17 protein-coding genes are annotated in these 18071 nt (G+C 60.9%); 10 read left to right on the plus strand and 7 right to left on the minus strand.

Annotation, left to right across the window (positions count from 1 at the left end; translation table 11 throughout):
• The first annotated feature begins 26 nt into the window (after positions 1–26).
• Positions 27–455 carry a YHS domain-containing (seleno)protein gene (locus NW862_RS10115; protein WP_414367935.1) on the plus strand — a complete coding sequence of 143 codons (429 nt, stop codon included), beginning with the start codon at positions 27–29 and terminating at the stop codon, positions 453–455.
• 16 nt (positions 456–471) lie between these two features.
• Here NW862_RS10115 and NW862_RS10120 read toward each other — a convergent pair whose 3' ends face one another.
• The 3 genes from NW862_RS10120 to NW862_RS10130 form a co-directional block, all read right to left on the minus strand.
• A complete protein-coding gene (locus tag NW862_RS10120; RefSeq protein WP_414333337.1) occupies positions 472–1248 on the minus strand; it encodes a sensor histidine kinase in 777 nt (258 codons plus the stop codon).
• Between the two features lie 145 nt (positions 1249–1393).
• Positions 1394–2251 (minus strand): peptide chain release factor N(5)-glutamine methyltransferase, encoded by an 858-nt coding sequence (gene prmC, locus NW862_RS10125; protein WP_414333339.1) that lies wholly within the window; start codon positions 2249–2251, stop codon positions 1394–1396.
• A 65-nt stretch (positions 2252–2316) separates the two neighbouring features.
• Positions 2317–3162: a Tic22 family protein gene (locus tag NW862_RS10130; protein WP_414403066.1), complete on the minus strand. Its 846-nt coding sequence runs from the start codon at positions 3160–3162 to the stop codon at positions 2317–2319.
• Between the two features lie 529 nt (positions 3163–3691).
• On the opposite strand from NW862_RS10130, the gene NW862_RS10135 reads away from it, so the two are divergent.
• From NW862_RS10135 to NW862_RS10150, 4 genes are all read left to right on the plus strand, one after another.
• Complete coding sequence (locus NW862_RS10135; RefSeq protein ID WP_414333343.1) at positions 3692–3883, plus strand: hypothetical protein; 192 nt, start codon at positions 3692–3694, stop codon at positions 3881–3883.
• 155 nt (positions 3884–4038) lie between these two features.
• The gene (locus NW862_RS10140; protein WP_414367945.1) at positions 4039–6525 is read left to right on the plus strand and encodes a DUF3656 domain-containing U32 family peptidase; all 2487 of its coding nucleotides are present in this window, start codon (positions 4039–4041) and stop codon (positions 6523–6525) included.
• Positions 6526–6698: 173 nt separating this feature from the next.
• The gene (gene ilvN / locus NW862_RS10145; protein WP_414333369.1) at positions 6699–7223 is read left to right on the plus strand and encodes an acetolactate synthase small subunit; all 525 of its coding nucleotides are present in this window, start codon (positions 6699–6701) and stop codon (positions 7221–7223) included.
• Positions 7223–7834 (plus strand): hypothetical protein, encoded by a 612-nt coding sequence (locus tag NW862_RS10150; RefSeq protein WP_414333347.1) that lies wholly within the window; start codon positions 7223–7225, stop codon positions 7832–7834. The genes ilvN and NW862_RS10150 overlap by 1 nt, the downstream gene beginning before the upstream one ends.
• Before the next feature lie 17 nt (positions 7835–7851).
• Here the strand turns inward: NW862_RS10150 and NW862_RS10155 are convergent, their stop codons facing one another.
• Positions 7852–8469 (minus strand): DUF3120 domain-containing protein, encoded by a 618-nt coding sequence (locus NW862_RS10155; protein ID WP_414333349.1) that lies wholly within the window; start codon positions 8467–8469, stop codon positions 7852–7854.
• A 255-nt stretch (positions 8470–8724) separates the two neighbouring features.
• Between NW862_RS10155 and NW862_RS10160 the strand changes: the two genes are divergently transcribed.
• The 3 genes from NW862_RS10160 (at position 8725) to NW862_RS10170 (ending at position 12396) form a co-directional block, all read left to right on the plus strand.
• The gene (locus tag NW862_RS10160) at positions 8725–9783 is read left to right on the plus strand and encodes a glucokinase (protein ID WP_414333351.1); all 1059 of its coding nucleotides are present in this window, start codon (positions 8725–8727) and stop codon (positions 9781–9783) included.
• Positions 9784–10158: 375 nt separating this feature from the next.
• Positions 10159–11145 (plus strand): methyltransferase domain-containing protein, encoded by a 987-nt coding sequence (locus NW862_RS10165; RefSeq protein ID WP_414333352.1) that lies wholly within the window; start codon positions 10159–10161, stop codon positions 11143–11145.
• A gap of 6 nt (positions 11146–11151) precedes the next feature.
• Positions 11152–12396, plus strand: a complete 1245-nt coding sequence (locus tag NW862_RS10170; RefSeq protein WP_414367933.1) for an FAD-dependent hydroxylase — start codon at positions 11152–11154, stop codon at positions 12394–12396.
• Here NW862_RS10170 and NW862_RS10175 read toward each other — a convergent pair.
• From NW862_RS10175 to NW862_RS10185, 3 genes are all read right to left on the minus strand, one after another.
• Positions 12366–14081 (minus strand): helicase HerA domain-containing protein, encoded by a 1716-nt coding sequence (locus NW862_RS10175; RefSeq protein ID WP_414427149.1) that lies wholly within the window; start codon positions 14079–14081, stop codon positions 12366–12368. The two genes, NW862_RS10170 and NW862_RS10175, sit on opposite strands and share 31 nt — an antisense overlap.
• A 10-nt stretch (positions 14082–14091) precedes the next feature.
• On the minus strand, positions 14092–14874 hold the full coding sequence (locus tag NW862_RS10180; RefSeq protein WP_414333358.1) for an Ig-like domain-containing protein: 783 nt from the start codon (positions 14872–14874) through the stop codon (positions 14092–14094).
• A gap of 250 nt (positions 14875–15124) precedes the next feature.
• Entirely contained in the window at positions 15125–15493 is a 369-nt protein-coding gene (locus NW862_RS10185; protein ID WP_011432615.1) for an AbrB family transcriptional regulator, read from the minus strand.
• Between the two features lie 332 nt (positions 15494–15825).
• Here NW862_RS10185 and coaBC point away from each other — a divergent pair, with 332 nt between their 5' ends.
• Positions 15826–17055 (plus strand): bifunctional phosphopantothenoylcysteine decarboxylase/phosphopantothenate--cysteine ligase CoaBC, encoded by a 1230-nt coding sequence (gene coaBC, locus NW862_RS10190; protein ID WP_414427150.1) that lies wholly within the window; start codon positions 15826–15828, stop codon positions 17053–17055.
• Between the two features lie 119 nt (positions 17056–17174).
• Entirely contained in the window at positions 17175–17945 is a 771-nt protein-coding gene (locus tag NW862_RS10195) for a hypothetical protein (protein ID WP_414333360.1), read from the plus strand.
• Positions 17946–18071: the final 126 nt, after the last annotated feature.

Here is an 18071-nt window from a genome sequence, read left to right on the forward strand (position 1 = left end):
TTATTGCTTTTTATTCAGCTTCGCTCTTGTCCCTTCCAGCCCAAGGACAGGTGGCTGGAGCTGCCGAGGAGGGATCCCCGGGCCCTTTTTTTGCGGTGGATGGCCTGGCCCTGCGCGGCTATGACCCGGTGGCCTACTTTATCGATGGCAAGCCGGTCGAGGGATCCCCAGCCTATGAATGGGAGTGGGGAGGGGTGACCTGGCGGTTTGCCACTGCTGACAATCGGGAGCGGTTTCGCAGCAACCCGGAGCGCTTTGCCCCCCAGTACGGCGGGTTTTGTGCTTGGGCCGTGGCCCACAACTACCTTTACCCGGTGGATCCCTTTGCCTGGAAAATTGTCGATGACAAGCTGTACTTGAATGCCAACCGGCGGGTACAGCGCAACTGGGAGCGGGACATTCCCGGGTTGATCGAGAAGGCAGATGCCAATTGGCCGGGGCTGCGCAGCCGCTGAGCCTACCTGTCTGGGATCACTGGATGAGGCGCAGGGTTACCTTGATGACAACCCGGTGGAGGCCGCTTTCGCCAAGCTCCAGATCGCCCCCCATTTCTCTCAGGAGCCGCTCGCTCACCCGCCAAGTAGCACTGCCCTTTGTTTCAACGGGCACATGGCACCGTCCCTCCAGGTTCCACTCTAGACACAGGTGCCCCTCCGCTGCTGCGATGGGATAGAGGTGCAGAGCCATCGAACCATAGCGCAGGGCACGGATGCCCCAGCGACACACCCCCAGCAGAGCCTGCACCAAACCGTGGGGATCCGCCCAAACCATAAGGCTGTCCGGGAGGGCGGACGGTTCAGAAACAGAAGGTGGTTGTAGGATCGGCCACTCGTAGCGAATGCCCTGATCCTGGGCCTGTAGGCGAGTTAGGCTGTACACATCTTGCAGCAGGGGGCGGAGTTGGGTCGGCTCCGGTTGCAGGGGTTGAATGGGCAGATCGTGGCGAGCCAGGCGGGTGTATTCCTCGAGCAGCTTAATCAAGCGCTCTACGGACTCTTTGGCACTTTGAATGTATTCCCGCTCCTCCTCCGGGGAATCGCACAGATCCGACAACACCAACTGCAGGGATCCCATCTGGCTGCTGAGGGGGTTGCGCAGCTCGTGGCCAATGCTGACGAGCAACTCTTGCTGAAAGGCTCGCATCACCTCAGAGCGTTCAAAAGCAAATTGCCAATCTACGGCCTCTTGCCTGTCGGCAGGGGCCGCCGGCTGGGAAGCTGGATCGGGTTTGGCTGCGGGTTTCCTCAAAAGGTGCTCCGGACGAAGGACAGGGGATCCCGTCGAGGTTCAGATCCTTGGGTTCGGATCTTTAAGCTTTGCACAGTAAGGACTACGTCCCCCTGACGCGAGCAGGCTCTGGAGATACCCCACTCCATGGGGATCCTACCCTTTTCTACCCGACGAAGTGGGCGCTGACCACCCGCTCAATCCCCGCCAGATCGCGGTGAACTTGGATCTGCCGATAACAGTCCCTCTCTCGCAATTGCTCCGCCACCCAAGGGGCTTGTCCTCGCATCACTTCTACCGCCCAAAAGGAGTTGGGGGCCAGGTAGTCCGGTGCCCTTTGAATCAACAGCCGCAAGTGGGCCAGCCCATCTTCCCCGCCATCGAGGGCCTGTCGCGGCTCGTGCAGCCGCACCTCGGGCATGAGATGGGCCAGCTCCCCGGTGGGGATGTAGGGCGGGTTGGAAACCAGGCCGCGCAGCCGCCCCCGCCAGGGATCCAAGGGCACAAACCAGGATCCCAGCAGCAACTGCACCCGCTCCTGCAAATGGTGGGCCGCCACGTTGTCCGCCGCAACGGCTAGGGCTTGCGGGCTCGAATCCACCGCCAGAAGCTGCAACTGGGGATGTCGCTGGGCCAAAGCGATGGCAATGGCCCCGCTGCCGGTGCCCAGGTCGGCCAAGCAGGATGCGGGCGGCAGAGGATTAGCTTGTAACCAGAGGGAAGCCTGCTCCACCAGCAGCTCGGTCTCCGGACGTGGGATCAGCACCGCCGGGGTCACCCGTAGGCTCAAGCCGGCCCATTCCACTTTGCCCAACAGATACTGCAGAGGGACGCGCTTTTCCACCCTTTGCTGCCAAAGGGCCTCTACCTCCTCCAGGAGTTCCCCCGCCCCAGCCGGAGCGCGACCCAGCAGCCGCTCCAACGGCCCCCACCCCAGCCGTTCCTTGAGCAGAATCTCCACCTCCTCGGCAGGGATCCCAGCCGCTTTTGCCGCCCTCAGGGCCTGGGCACGCCACTCCAGCAATCGCCTCAGCAGAGTCGAGGGGGATCTCAAAGGATTCCGTTCTGCCAGTATGACTGGGGGTTGGGTTAACGCTGAGGCTGGGGACTGGCAGAAGGGTTGGCAGGCCGAGCCAACGATTGGATGTATTCCAGCGCCGAGCGGGAAGGGATAAAGGCGATCTTCTGCACATCGGCCTGGGCATCGGGAGCCAGCATGCGCTCCACCACAATGGCCAGGGAGGTGACCTCAATCTGGGTTTTTCCAACCACATCCGGGTTCTGGGCTGCCGCCCGATCCAAAGCTCGCTGCAGATCGTTGCGGTCGAAGAAGAAGGGCACCACCTCCTGACCATCCTGCTCGATGGTCAGCAGCCCCTCTCCGGAGCGGCCATAGAACAGAGGCACGCCGATCGCTTCTGGAGGCACATCTTTGCTGGTTTCTTTCAGTACCTGCTTGGCTGCCTCCACATCAGCAGGCCGCGGCACCACCTCGAAGTACAGATCGCTATTTTTGGCGCGCTCCTCTTCCGATTTTTCGTAGGCATACCCCAGCGAGAGAGGCACCACCTGGGCTTGGCTGGCTATCTCGGGGTTGCTGGCTTTCACCTGCTCCAACATTTTTTGGGCCTGGGCTTGATCCAGCCAGAAGGAGACCACTTGAATGGTGCGGCCATCTCGCTCCACATTGGCAACAACAGGTGTGCCGTTCTGAGACACAACCGCAAAAACAGGCACCAGGCTCAGCCGCTCTGCCACCTCTTGCCGGCTCATGGGGCCTGCGGTTGCCTGAGCCGGTGGAGCACTCCCCTGAGCCCAAGCGGGAGTCATGGCCAAGCTCGCCCACGCTGTCCCGATCAGGATCCCGGCTATACTGCTCACCCGAGCTACACAGCAGCAGAGGGATCGGGCAGGCGACACTACGTTACAGCGCATCATTCTCATCTCCACTCCCGGCATCGCGCCTTGTTCTGGTTGCTATAGGGCTAGATCCCTCAAGTACTAACCAACAGATCGGGCAAGGCAGAAGCCACCCGGATTGAACCTGCTCGACAGGGCTAGGCTAGCGATGCGGCACACCCTCGGCATCGACTCGCGGCTGGCCGTCGCTGACAACACCCCGGCTCACTGACCTCAAAGAGCGCTCTTGGGCCACCCTAGAAGCCAAGGTTAGAACATCTGCTCGACTCCTGTCGAGGGGCAAAGCCCCTATTTGAGTGGGGATCCCGCATCACTCAATACTATATACGGAGTCGCATAAAATCGACCCACGCTAGATGCAGATCTACCCAACAGCAGATCGGTTCAGATCGAGCTGATAATTGTATGCTCAGCTTTTCCACAACAGGCAGCCTACCCCAGCCTTGTGCATCAGGGCTCTGATGTAGCCGCGCGAACGTGGCAGCTACTGTTAACTTTTGTTAAGGTGGGGGGACAAACGCATGCTTCCGAGGAGCATTAAACCATGGCTAAGATCTTTACCCCTGAATTCAACCAATTTGAGACCATCAACGCCACGCAGGCCTGGTCTTTGTTTTTCACCATCAGCGCTTCCGATCGGCTTTTGGGCTCAAACCCGGCTGTTGGGCGCTACATCACGCTGGCCTTGTTCAGCGCCATCCTCACCGGCATCCTGAATGTGCTGCTGGCCTCGTAGTTGGCCGCTGTCACGGGACGGAATTGTCCAGGACAATCTGTTTGCCAGTCCTTCAGAGGCCGCTGGCAGCGGCGGCTCGGCCTGGGAAAGGGGATCCCTTCCTCAGGTTTTTTGCTTTTGAATGGGAAAGGATCCCTTTTGCTCCGGGTGGGGCGATGAAAACGTCTGGGACAAGTTCTGCGGCGGCGGCTTTGCCCGTCGCGCTGCCGCTGCTGCTGGCGCCGGCAGGAGATTGGGAGTGTGCCAAGGCAGCGGTAGAAAACGGGGCCGATGCCATTTACTTCGGGCTGGAGCGGTTCAACGCCCGCCTACGCGCCCGCAACTTCACAGAGGCAGATTTGCCGGAGCTGATGGCTTGGCTGCATCAGCGGGGGGTGCGAGGCTATGTAACTTTGAATACTCTGGTCTTTCCGGGGGAGCTGGAGGAAGCGGAGCGGTACATCCGCTCGATGATCGCGGCGGGGGTGGATGCGGTCATTGTCCAGGATATTGGCATCGCACGCTTGATCCGTCATCTTTCTCCCGATTTCCCCATCCACGCCTCGACGCAGATGACCGTCACCAGCGGTATCGGGGCAGAGTTTGCCGCCGAGTTGGGCTGTGAGGTGGTGGTGCTGGCGCGGGAGTGTTCCCTCAAGGAGATGGCCAAGATCCGCGCCCATCTGGAAGAGAAGGGATCCCCCGTCTGCTTGGAAATCTTCGTGCACGGGGCGTTGTGCGTGGCCTATTCCGGGCAATGTCTGACCAGCGAGGCGCTGGGAGGACGTTCGGCCAACCGCGGAGAATGTGCCCAGGCCTGCCGCCTGCCCTACGAGCTGGTGGTAGACGGGATGCGGCGCGATCTGGGGGAGAAGCGGTATCTGCTCAGCCCCCAAGATCTGGCCGGTCTGGAGGTGCTGCCGGAGCTGGTCAAGCTGGGGATCCACTGCTTAAAAATTGAGGGTCGTTTGAAATCGCCGGAGTATGTAGCCAATGTAACGCGCATCTATCGCCAGGCCTTGGATGCCTTGGGGGCAGGTCAGGCGTGGCAGCCCTCAGCTCAGGAGTGGTATGAGCTGGAGATGAGCTTTTCCCGCGGGCTGTATACCGGCTGGCTGCGGGGCATCAACAACCAAGAGCTGGTGCATGCCCGTTTTGGCAAGAAGCGGGGGGTTTACCTGGGGCAGGTGCTGCGGATCGAAGGGGATCAGGTGGGGGTGCGCCTGCAGGCTCCCCTCAAGCCGGGCGATGGCGTGGTGTTCGACCAGGGAGAGCCGGAGCAGGGGGGGCGGGTTTACCGCGTGCACAAGAAGCAGGGGCTGGCCTGGCTTGGCTTTGCCCAGGGGGCCATTGACCTCAAACGCCTGCGGCCAGGGGATCGCCTCTGGAAGACCAGCGACCCGGAGCTGGAGAAACGCCTGCGCCAGAGCTATGCCGGGGATCAGCCTCGCTTTCAACGCCCCGTCCACCTGGAAGTTCACGGCCAGGCCGGCTTGCCCCTGACGCTGATCCTGCGGGATGAAGAGGGCCACGTGGTGCGGGTGGATTCGCCGGTGCCTTTGCAGCCTGCCCATCACCAACCCCTCACCGACGAGAAGCTGCGGCAGCAACTGGGTCGTTTGGGTTCCACCCCGTTCAAGTTGGGATCCCTGCACAATGCCCTGGAAGGAGAGGTGATGCTGCCGCTGAGCGTCCTCAACCAAATGCGGCGCCAAGCCGTGGAGCAGTTGCAGGCGCTGCGGGCTCGGCCCCGCCGCTGGCAGCTCAACCCTGAAGCTCGCTGGCCAGATCTGCTGCCCGCCCCGGAGCAACCGGAAAGGGGATCGCCCCAACTGGTGGTGCTGGTGCGGGATCCAGAGCAGTTGCCGGCGGCAATTGCCTGTGGCATCCGGCAGATCTACCTGGAGTTGGAGGATCCCCGCCGCTACCGGGAAGTTATCCGCGCCACCAAGGCCGCTCACCCTGAGGTGGAGCTGTGGGCGGCCCCGCCCCGCATCACCAAGCCGGGAGAAAGCTGGATCCTCAAACAGGTGTTGGCAGCAGGAGCCGATGGCTATCTGGTGCGCAACTACGACCACCTGCGCTTTTTTGCCGGCCAGCGCTGCATCGGCGATTTTTCCTTGAACGTGGCCAACCCCATCACCGCCCACTATTTCAAAAGCCGCTACCCCTTGGAGCGCCTGACGGCCTCCTATGACCTCAACCACGAGCAACTGGGATCCCTGCTCCAGGCCGGCCCCGCCCACTGGTACGAGGTCACCATCCACCAGCACATGCCCATGTTCCACATGGAGCACTGCGTCTTCTGCGCTTTTTTGTCCCGCGGCACCGACTACACCAATTGTGGCCGTCCCTGCGAAAAACACGAGGTGAGGCTGAGGGATAGGGCCAATGTCGAGCACATTTTGAAAGCCGATGCCGGCTGCCGCAACACTCTCTACAACGGCAAAGCCCAAACCGGGGCCGAGCATGTGCCAAAACTGCTGGATCTGGGGTTGCGATATCTGCGCATTGAGTTCTTGCAGGAATCCCCCGAGCAGATCCGGCAAACCTTGCGCTGCTATCAACAGCTTCTCCAAGGCCGGATGAGCGGATCCCAGCTGTGGCGCGAGCTGAAGCTACATAGCCAATTGGGGGTTACGCGCGGGTCTTTGCAGAGTTAGAGGCTGCGCGGCCTTACATACCCTCTGTATTCTCTGCGGTTGCCGAGGCCGGGTGGGCAGAGCAATAGAAAAAACACTCCCGCAAAATTGGCGTAAAATTTCCTCAGGGTACGGTCGTTTCCCAACCTCTCTTTTGCTTCCCTATCCTCTGCGTAGCTCTCTCTTTGGTTACCGTGAAACACACCCTCAGCGCCCTTGTGCAGGATCAGCCTGGCGTTTTAACCCGCATCGCGGGGATGTTTGCCCGTCGCGGCTTTAACATCGACAGCCTCACCGTCGGCCCCACCGAACGACCGGGGATCTCTCGCATCACCATGGTGGTGCAGGGAGATGAGCACGACGTGGAGCAGATGACGAAGCAGCTCTACAAGCTCATCGATGTGCTAAAAGTTACCGATATCACCCACGTCCCCTGTGTGGAACGGGAGCTGATGCTGGTCAAGGTGAATGCCAGCCCCGAGACCCGCTCCGCCATCATGGATGTCGCCCAAATGTTTCGTGCCCGGATTGTGGATGTGGCGGAGGAGTCTTTGACCCTCGAGGTGACCGGGGATCCGGGCAAAATGGTGGCGATCATCAAGATGTTGACCAGCTTTGGCATCCGCGAGATCGCCCGTACCGGTCTGGTGGCCCTCACCCGCGAGTCCGGCGTGAATACGGAATACTTGAAGCAACACCCCACCTTAGTGACCATCTGATGGCCTTACGAGAAGCGATGCCACAACCGGGGGAGAGGTGGCGGGGATCGGCTTGGCGCGGCGGAATTCGCAGGATCCTCGGCCTTGTGGCCATTGTGCTGGTGGGGCTGCTGGCCGGCTGCGGCCCCAGGCCGCCCAAGCCGATTGTGCAGCAGGCCCTTGCCTATCAGATCGCTCATTTGTCCGAGCCGGTGGCCTCCTTGGTGGGCAGTGAGCAGTTGTCGGCCCGGCTGGAAGTGCAAGATGTGAAAATCCGTCGGGATCGCCGTGAACCTTTGCTGTTGGCCTGTTGCTCCGCAAGAACAGGAGAAACGCTGGAAGGCCATCACCTCAGCGGTACCTACACCCTGATCGTGAAGCCGCCGGGATCCCGCCGTCCTTATCGCCGCAAAGGGGATCCCTTTCAGCTCACCTTGGCCCACCAAAAGGCACAAACTGTTGCTACGCAGCGCTCGCCTGACGCAGAGCCCCAAACCGTGCCCGAACGGTGGCTACTGGCCTACGGCTCGCCTGATGCTAAGACCTGGAGGGTCATCGACTTTCTGCCTCAGCCCGCACCGGCACCGGAGTTGCCTCCTGCCGAGCCAGAACCGGCCATCCCGGCAGCCTGATGCAAACCTGCCGCCGCTCACCGCAGCAAAGCCGCCCCCCAGGCAAAAAGACCATCCACCAACAGGGTATTTAGCACTGCTCCGGCAAAGGCCCAATGGTGCAGGCGGCGGGATCCCCGAATCATCCACAACCCAGCGCCCAGCAAGAGAAGGCCCAGGCCGATGCCCCAACTCAGGCCCCAGGGGGTAGCCATTTTGTCAAGAGCGGCCATGAAAGGGACAACCGCCTGATCCAAGCGGTCGAACTGCATCGCCTGTCGCCACTCCGGCAGCAAGCCCACCGAGTGAATGTAAAGATCGGTAATCGCCGTGCCCCACAGGGAACCGAGATAAAACCAGGTGCCGATGCGGGCAAACCGCTGCCGTGTCCCCCACCAGACAATCGGGATCCCCAAAGCTTCCACGGGCATGTGCCAAAGAGGCTCAAAGCGCAGCCAGCCCCAATACAGGGATCCCGCCAGCCAAGTCAGGGTAAAGCCGTAGAGCAAATCTCCCCACAGGCGGGTACGGAGCTGCGAGTAGAGATGCAAACTGAGGCCCAACCAGCCCAAAGACATCACCAAGCTCACCCAGGGGGCATATCGCACCAGGGGCGCTTGCACAAAAACGGGCAGGCAGACGAGCAGAGCCGCCATTCCCCCAATGGCATGGTGGGATCCGAAACGCTTTTGAATCGGGAGAGGGCGATGCTCAGATGACAGCAGAGGCTCATTTGGGAGAGGGGGCAAAAAAGGTGTGGAAGACAAAATGCAACATTAAAAACCTTTACATCAGTTAACATAGCACCTTCTTCGCCGTGACAGGAGCGGGAAAGCTCCGGGAGGCCGAAATGGGCATTCCCTCTCCAGAGATGCCAGGGTGGAAACGATGTGCTGGCCGGAGGAAACCGTATGGACTTGCTGTTGGCCGCAGATATCGGGGGCACCAAAACCAGCCTCAGCCTTGTCAATGCCGAGGATCCCGAGCACAGCCTTTATCATTGCCGCTACGCCAGCCAAGATTTCGTCAGCCTCGCCCCGATGGTGGGAGAGTTTCTGGCCCAGGCTCGGCAGGAGCTGGGTCGAGATCCACAGCCTGCTGCTGCCTGTTTTGCGGTGGCCGGCCCGGTGATGGAGCGAGCAAGGGTACAGACCGCCAAGATCACCAACTTGCCTTGGGATCTGCAGTCAAGCCAATTGGCCGCAGAGCTGGGGATCCCGCGCGTAGCCTTGATCAACGACTTCAGCGCTGTGGGGTATGGCCTGCTTGCCCTGGGCGATCAAGATCTGGACACCTTGCAAGTGGGTGAGCGTCAACCCCGGGCTCCGATTGGCGTGATGGGAGCAGGTACGGGTTTGGGGCAGGCTTACCTCACCTGGGGAGAAGGCGGCTACCAGGTTCATGCCAGCGAGGGAGGGCATGTGGATTTTTCCCCGCGCACCCCTTTAGAGTGGGAGCTTTTGAGGTATTTGCAAAAACGGCACGGGCGTGTCTCCACCGAGCGGGTGGTCTCAGGGCAGGGAATTGTTGCCATCTATCAATTTTTGCGGGATAGTCGGTGGGGGCAAGGGGAAGAACAGTTGCTGGCCCAAATTGAGGCTTGGGAAAAGGGGGCCGAGCCTGTTGACCCGGCAGCCCAAATTGCCAATGCCGCCATGGAAGCACGGGATCCGCTGGCAGTGGAGTGTCTGCGGCTTTTTATCAGCTTGTACGGAGCTGCGGTCGGGAACTTCGCCCTGCAACTGCTGCCTCGCGGGGGCCTGTTCATCGCCGGTGGGATCGCGCCCAAGCTCTTGCGCCTCTTGCACCAAGGAGAGTTTTTGTCCTCGTTTTTGGACAAAGGGCGGATGCGTCCTCTCCTGGAGCAACTGTCGGTGCAGGTGGTGGTGAATGCGCAGGTGGGGTTGAAGGGAGCTGCTCGCTATGCCGCCACCCTTTTGTCTGGCAAGACCACCCAGCCCAGCGGATGATGGCAACGATCCCCATTGATGCTGGAATCATGCTGGACAATCTTGTCCAGCCGTCCCTCGTCGGGATCCTAAACTTCATCCCTTGGCGGATGGGGCAAAATGGGATTGGATCTTTGCCGCATTGTTAGACTTCCCAATAGCGGGCAGCCGCCATCCAACCGATGATCGCCGTCCCTCAGCACAGTTATAGTCACTACCAAGTAGCAATGAAACGTTTCTCTACGTCGTTATTCCTACGCAACGCTGTCGCGAACGCGCCGGCGGCGCGGAGCGCTTGGGCACCTCTGGGAGAGGGGTTGGGGGTGAGGGTAGAGGCCCGGAGCGCTTGGGTCGGCGGCAAAGTGTCTTAATCTTGTTTGAAACGACTATAATCCGATGAATCCAATCCTCTGGGCTTTGAGCATAGCTCTGCTGCTGGCCGTGGGTCTGGCAGCCTACCTGTTGACTGCTCGCAAATACGAGTCTCCCGCATCCGTGGCTAAGTCTTACGACGAGTGGACCCGCGACGGGATCCTGGAGTTCTACTGGGGCGAGCATATTCACCTCGGCCACTACGGATCCCCGCCGCGGCGGAAGAACTTCATCCAGGCCAAGCACGACTTTGTCCACGAGATGGTGCGCTGGGGCGGGCTGGATCGGCTGCCGCCGGGGACGACGGTGCTGGATGTAGGTTGCGGCATCGGCGGTAGTTGTCGCATCTTGGCCCGCGACTACGGCTTTGTCGTAACCGGCATCACCATTAGCCCACAGCAGGTGCAGCGGGCCCAAGAGCTCACCCCCCCCGATCTGCCCGTCCGGTTTCAGGTGGCCGATGCCCTCAACCTGCCCTTTCCCGACGCCAGCTTTGATGTGGTCTGGTCCATCGAAGCGGGGCCCCACATGCCGGACAAGGCCCGCTACGCCAGCGAGATGCTGCGGGTGCTCAAGCCGGGAGGCATCTTGGTGGTGGCGGACTGGAACCAGCGGGACGACCGTCAAAAGCCCCTCAACTTTTGGGAGCGGCTGGTGATGCGGCAGTTGTTGGATCAGTGGTCGCACCCCGCTTTTTCCAGCATCGAGGGGTTTGCCGAACAGTTGCAAGCCACCGGGCTGGTGGAAGGGCAGGTGGAAACCGCCGACTGGACGCAAGAAACCCTTCCTTCTTGGCTGGATTCCATCTGGCAGGGCATTGTCCGTCCCGAGGGCTTGCTGAAGTTTGGCTTGGTAGGCTTGATTAAGTCGCTGCGGGAGGTGCCCACCTTCTTGCTCATGCGCCTGGCCTTCGGCACCGGCCTCTGCCGCTTTGGCATGTTCCGGGCGGTGCGGGCCGCCACGCCGGCAAACTCCGCCTCCCCAGAAGTAGTTGGCCACAGCACCCAATAAGAGACAATGACGCTCCTTGCTCCCCCTCCGGATACCCTGGACGCCCTCTACGACGTGATCATCGTCGGCGGCGGCATTGCGGGCCTGACTCTAGCTTGTGCCCTGCAGGGCTCCGGCCTGCGCTTGGCCCTCATCGAGGCCCAGTCGGCTGAGGCAGTCAGGCAGCGCCCCTTGGCCTATGCCCTTTCGCCGCTGTCGATCCGCATCTTTCGGGCCATCGGGGTGTGGGAGGCGCTGGCTCCCCACATCACGCCCTTTGCCCAGGTGATTCTGACCGACGCCAACGCTCCCCAGCGGGTGACATTTAGGCCGGAGGATGTGGGGGAAACGGCGGTTTTCTACTGCGGCGAACATGCTCGGCTGCAGCAGGTGCTCCAGGAGCAAGTAGCCGCCGATCCCAAGATCACCTGCTACTACGAAGCCAGGGTGGAGAGGGTAACCTACGGGAAGGTTGCCGCCGAGGTAGAGCTGGAAATGACACAGGGCCGGCGCCGACTGGCCGCCGCTCTGGTGGTGGCTGCCGACGGCCTGCGCTCTCCCGTGCGGCAGCGGGCAGGGATCCCTAGCGACGGCTGGGACTACTGGCAGTCGTGTATCACCGCCCTGGTGGCCCCTGCCCAAGACCACCAAAACATCGCCTACGAACGCTTCTGGCCTGCTGGCCCCTTCGCCATCCTGCCCCTGCCCGGCAATCGCTGCCAGGTGGTCTGGATCCTGCCCCACGAGCAGGCCAAAGCCACGCTGGCCCTTTCTCAGGCCGACTTCTTGGCCGAGATGCAGCGCTACTACGGCGTCCAGGGCGGCTGCCTCACCTTGCTGAACCCGCCCCAAGTCTTCCCGGCCCGTCTGCGCCAGAGCCGCCGCTACTATCAGCACCGCTTGGCGTTGGTGGGAGATGCTGCTCACCACTGCCATCCGGTGGCCGGCCAAGGGCTGAACCTCGGCATCCGCGATGCCGCTGCCTTGGCCCAGGTGCTGTTGGCTGCTTGGCAACGGCACGAGGATCTGGGAGATGTCAAAGTCCTGCGCCGCTACGGTCGCCGTCGCCGTTGGGAAAACTGGCTGGTGCTGCTCTTCACGGATCTACTCACCCGCACCTTCTCCAACTCCTACTGGCCCCTGGTGGTCATGCGGCGCTGGATCCTGAGCGGGATGATGGCCTTTCCGCCCCTGCGCTGCTTTTTGCTGCGCCTGATGACTGGCTTGTGGGGAAGCCCTCCCTACAGCCCCAGTTCCTCCTTGGCCTTCTGAGCTGCCCAAAGCACCTCCGCATCGGCGGCCTGGGACCAGTCGGGATCGGCGATCTCGGCGTAGAACCTGGGGTCGTAGGAGCGGGTTTGCACCACCACCGGCATGGGCACGGCATGGCCGAGGATCAGGGCCTGCTGTTTGGAATCCAGCTTGGCCAGCACTGTTTTCAAGTTCTGGCTGCCGGCTACCCCTGTGAACACGGCCTCGATATCTTGGTCGTCGTTGAGGAGGGCCGTGATGCGGGTGCCCAACTGCGACATCACCTCGCTGTCGATACTGGAAGGGCGCTGATCCACCACCAGCAGCGTGACAAAGTACTTGCGCATCTCGCGGGCAATAGTGCCGAAAATGGTCTGCTTGGCCGCCCGCGGATCCAGAAAGCGGTGCGCTTCCTCGATGGTGATGCACAGTTGCCGGGGCCGGTCGAGGGGATTTTTGGACTGCAGGTACCGCTCTGTCTGCTGCACATAGGCCTGGTGGATGCGGCGGGTGATGACGTTGGCTGCCAACATGTAGGAGAGCAGGTTGGACTGGGATCCGAACTCGATGACCACGTGGATGCCGCGGCTGAGGGCCTCCAAGATCTCGCCGATGTAGTTGTGGGGCAAGCTGTTGCGGATGTACTTGAGGTCGTCGAGGCGGGTGAGCTTGCGCTGCAGGGCCAGGATCGAGGCCTTGTTGCCCATCTTCTGTTCGCAAAACTCTTGAACCTCGGCGTTGGAGAGGCTCAAGAGCCGGCTGATCCAGTCGCGGCCAAACTCGTTGCGCAGGATAATGGCGTTTTCCAGGCTGGCCTCCGAGAGGTTGAGCTCCTCCGCCAACAGGGCCAGATCTTCCACCTCGATCTGGTTGTAGGCAATAAACAGTTCGCGGGCATCCCGCACCCCTCGCCGCCGGGTGGAATCGGGATCCAAGGTATAGATTTGTACCTGGCCGGGGAAGAGCTGCCGCAGCCCCTTGACAGTGGTGGCCTGCCTATCCTCGCTGGCCGCCTCCCAGCCGTACTCGGAGTGCATATCAAAAATTAGGTTCACCGCCGCCCGTTTGCGGATGATGCCCGCCAGGAGCAGGCGGGCCAGAAAGGATTTGCCGGTACCGGACTTGCCGAAGATGCCGTTGCTGCGCTCCACCCAGCGATCCAAATCCAGGCAAATGGGCACCGCCATGTCCAAGGGCTGACCGATGGCGAAGTTGCGCCGAGTTGGATCCTCTTCCCAGCCGAAGACGGTGCGAAAGTCCAGCTCCCGCGCCTCGTACACTTGGGAAAAATGGGCCGGCACCGTTTTCACCGGCAACAGCTCCATCGCCTCAGCACCAGGAAGGGCTGGGCCGCCATCTTCTGGCCGGTTGGGATCAATGAGGGGGTACAGCCTTTCCCCTTCCGTCTGCCGCGGCACCAACATCAGCATCGGCGTGAGGGCGATAACCCCGTAGGTGCCGGTACCCGCCAGCACCTCCTGCAGCAGGGTCTCTTCCGGGCGGGGGGGGTTGACCAGGATCTGGGGGTTGCTGGTTGCTAACGTAACGTCGGTGAGCAGACCGAAGAAGCGGTGGCGCTCCCCTTGAATCACCACAAACTTGCCCACCCGCAGGTCTTCTACCGAAACACCGGGGTTGAGGCGAGCTTCCAAGCCCCGACTCAGGGATCCCTGAATCACCGTGGCCAAAGGTTGGGAAGCGGTCATGGCGGTGAGACTAGTTCTGGGCACGGGCGCTGGTGCGGGGGGCGCCATCCTGCACGATCCAGGTGCGGACGATCTCCACCTCCTCCGGCGTCCAAAAGCCCAGACGGGAGAGGGGCAGCCCGCGGGCCTGGATGTAGGCGATCTCCGGGGATCCGCCGCGGGCCTGAGAGCGGTTGGGATTGTTGGCGTTGAGAATAGTGGCGTGGCGGCGCGTCCAGCGGGGATCGATCAACTCGCTCTTGGGATCCCCTGGCTTGACGTAGGCCAGAACCGCCTCGTAGCTATCCAGCAACTGGGTGCGCTGTCGCCCCGCCGGCTGGTGACAGCCGACACAACTGGCCTCCAGCAGCGGTTTGATGTCCCGCTCGTAGGTAAACTGCGGCTCGGTGCGAAAGCGCAGTTGGATGGCCTGCTCCAGCGGCAGCCCCTCTTGGGGGGCAATCGTAAGGGTGTAGTCGGTGCTGAAGCGCAAGGGATCTCGAGGCTTAAGCAACAACTCGTCTCCCTGCACGTCGAAAATGACCGCTGCCGGCGGCTCCAACTGAACCGCCAGCCGTTGTAGATTGGGATCCAGCGGCCGATCGAATTGCAGCCGAATGACTCCATCTATCAAAACATCCTGCTGTTCAGGGGCAGGTTGAGAAGAGACCCACTGTAAAGACGCATTCGACTGGGACCAAACCCACGGATGAGACCCGCTGATAAAGAACATTGCTGCCAACAACAACAGCCCCGCCCAAGTTCGCCACCGTCCCCAGTGGCGAAAGATATTCTGTACGGTCGGAGTGTTCATTGCCGCAGACCCAATTCTACTGTTGTCAGAATAGCGAACTTAATCCATGCTTCAGCCGTTGATGAGATACAGATCGTCAGGGATCCCCAGCGGATCATGAGGATCCCTTGTCTGGTAGAGTAGACGAACAATGAACGCCGGAGCAAAAAGAAGAGGCTGCTGCTCCCAAAGGCTGAAAATCATATTGAGGGCTTCACCCAAGCTGATAGGAGATCACCAGCAGGGAGAAGCAGTACAGGGAGACAGCCAATCAGTTGACGCGCTCCAGCTTGATGTTGTGGTGGCCCAACTTGATCTCGAACTCATCTCCGGGCTTGAGGCCCATCTTCTTGGTGTAGGCAGCTCCAATTAGGAGATTGCCATTCTTATGAACCGAAACCCGGAAGGTAGGAGCGCGGCCACGAGATCCATTTTCGTCACTGGCACCGAGATCCACGCCAACAGCCTTCAGCAGGGCATTGTTAAACTGCATCAGATTCACTCGCTCCTGACCATTCTTGGTGTAGGTGACATAGCCACAGGCGCGAGCTTTTTCCTTGCGATCCGCATTTCCCATTGAAGTTACTTTGTCGAGGAGCTCTTGGCCAGTGAGTGGTTTTGGTTTACTGGTTGTAGCCATATCAAGGTGGTTTTAAGGACAACAGTTAGTGTAGCCAGAAACAAACAGCGATTGCAATAGAGGTTCCTCCAATTCCTCTTTACCTTCCTATTAGAGAGAATAGGTTCGGCGGCTGCAATGGGATTGAAGGGTGATTGCGCAAAACAGTAGTGGAGAATTTTCTCTAGAGGCCAGAACCTGTGGGGGAGACTTTCGCGGAAGGGACAGGCCCTCAGGGCCAAGGGCATATAAAAGTGTCTTTGAGTGTCTCTAGACGCTGGATCCCCGCTGCGGCACCGGAGTTGAGCAAAAGCAGGGAAACTGGAAACAAGGCTGTTTGAGTGTCACTCGATATGGATCTCTTTTGGTCGGGACGGCGTCTTCTGGTTGGGGTGAGCGGGGGGATTGCTGCCTACAAAACGGCGGTTTTGGTATCTGCTCTGGCCCAGCAGGGGGCAGAGGTGAGGGTGGTTTTGACGAAAGCTGCAGAACAGTTTATCTCCCCGCTGACGTTGGCCACTGTGTCTCGCCAGCCAGCTTTCACGGATGCCGAGTTCTGGCAAGCTACGCGGGGACGGCCGCTGCACATCGAGCTGGGGGAATGGGCCGAGGCTCTTCTGATTGCGCCGCTTTCGGCCAACACCTTGGGCAAGGTGGCCCAGGGGCTGGCGGACAATTTGCTCACCAATGTGGTTTTGGCTTGCCACTGTCCGGTGGCCCTGGCGCCGGCCATGAATACCCACATGTGGAAGGCTGAAGCGGTGGCCGAGAATTGGCAGCGGCTGCAACGGGATCCCCGCTTCTGGGCCTTGCCCACTGCCAGTGGCCGCCTGGCCTGTGATGCGGTGGGGGAAGGGCGTATGTTGGAGCCAGAGGCGCTGCAGGAGTATGTGCGGGCTCTGCTCTGGACAGGGGGGAAAAAAGACTGGCAAGGGAAGCGGGTGTTGGTGACGGCAGGAGGCACCCGCGAGCCCATCGACGCGGTGCGCTTTATCGGCAACCCTGCCAGTGGGCGGATGGGGGTGGCGCTGGCGGTGGCAGCCGCCTGTCGGGGGGCCGAAGTCACGCTGGTGCATGGGCCGCTGGGGATCCCCTTTGATCCAGCACCCTTCGCCATTCGGGCCATGCCGGTGGAGACGGCAGCCCAACTGGAGCAGGTTTTGCAGGCGGAGTTTCCCCAGGTGGATCTTTTGTGGATGGCTGCCGCTGTGGGGGATGTGCGCCCCGCCCAGGTTTACGCGGGGAAACTGCCAAAAGGCGATCTGCCCCCCATGCTGCCCTTGGAGCCTGTCCCTGACCTGGTGGCAGCCCTGGCCCGCCACCGACGTCCCGGTCAGCTTCTTATCGGCTTTGCCGCCCAGAGCGGGGATCCCCTCCCCTCAGCCAAGGAGAAGCTGCAGCAGAAAGGGCTGGACGCCATTGTGGCCAATCCCATCGACCAGCCGGAGAGCGGCTTTGGCAGCAGCCACAACCAAGGCTACTGGATCCCGCGGCAGGGCAGCCCAGAACGGCTGCCTTGGACAACCAAGGCCACCCTGGCCCACCGGCTGCTGGATCTGGCCCTGCAGCTGGAGCCGAGCTGACCCCGAGGCCTCACTGTTTTGGCTTCGTATCTCGGCTGCGAGGGTAACGGTTCTCCCGGCGATCGGACCAAAATCAGGCCAAAATCAGGTACCTTTGAGGCTAAGCGCAGAGGGATCCGATGGCGATCATCGTTTTGAAAGCCTGGTATTTGGATTCGGTGTTGTCTGCCTCCCAAGTTCAACAGAGGGCTCCCGATCTGCGCCTAAGCCGTACCGGCCTCTTGAAAACGGCGATGCGAGCCGATTTCCTCGACGATGTGGAGCAGGTGAAGGCTTCTGTCTGGTGGCAGCGCTACTTGGAAGGGGAGCTGGTGGAGTTTTACATCGAGGGCAGCGGCGCCTACAGCATCTCCAACCTCGATTTGATCAGCCGCGAGATCTACTTTAATAAGCGGGCCACCCTGAACATGACGGAGCCGGTCATCTACTTTTGTGGCCAAGCGGATTACCCCGACTCCAGCGCCACGCTGCACCAGGCGTTGCAGGCGGTGGTGGAGACCATTAACCGCCATCACCAACCGGTTCTTCCGCTGCAACTGCAGGGATCCCTGCCCAGCGAAAGCGAGACACCTCTAATCGACGCGGCCCTGATTCGCAAGCTCAAGCACGCGCTGCTGGTGGTGGCCGATGTCACCCCGGTGCAGGTGAATGGCCGAGGACGGCCTCTGCCCAGTCCCCAGGTCTGTTTGGAGTTGGGCTATGCCCTGCAAGCGAAGCGCCCCGAGCAATTGCTGCTGGTACAACTGCCCCGCGACGACATCGAGGGATCCTTTCCTTTCGAGGTGGAGGGCAGCAGTTTTTTGAAAATTGCCGATCCGCAGCGCCTGTCGGATCAATTGGGAGCCGAGATCGCCCGGCAGTTGCAGCGCAACCGGGTTATCTCCCTCTAGCCAGACGCACCTATCCAACTGCCCCTCGCAGCCGTTAGACTCTTGGAGATGGCCCCATCGGTGGGGGTACTGCTCTCCAAAACCCAAACGGCATCTATTGGCGCTCCCTTTTTGTGCAACCATGAC

Source organism: Synechococcus sp. H55.8 (assembly GCF_047462375.1).
In the GTDB taxonomy this organism is placed as follows: domain Bacteria; phylum Cyanobacteriota; class Cyanobacteriia; order Thermostichales; family Thermostichaceae; genus Thermostichus.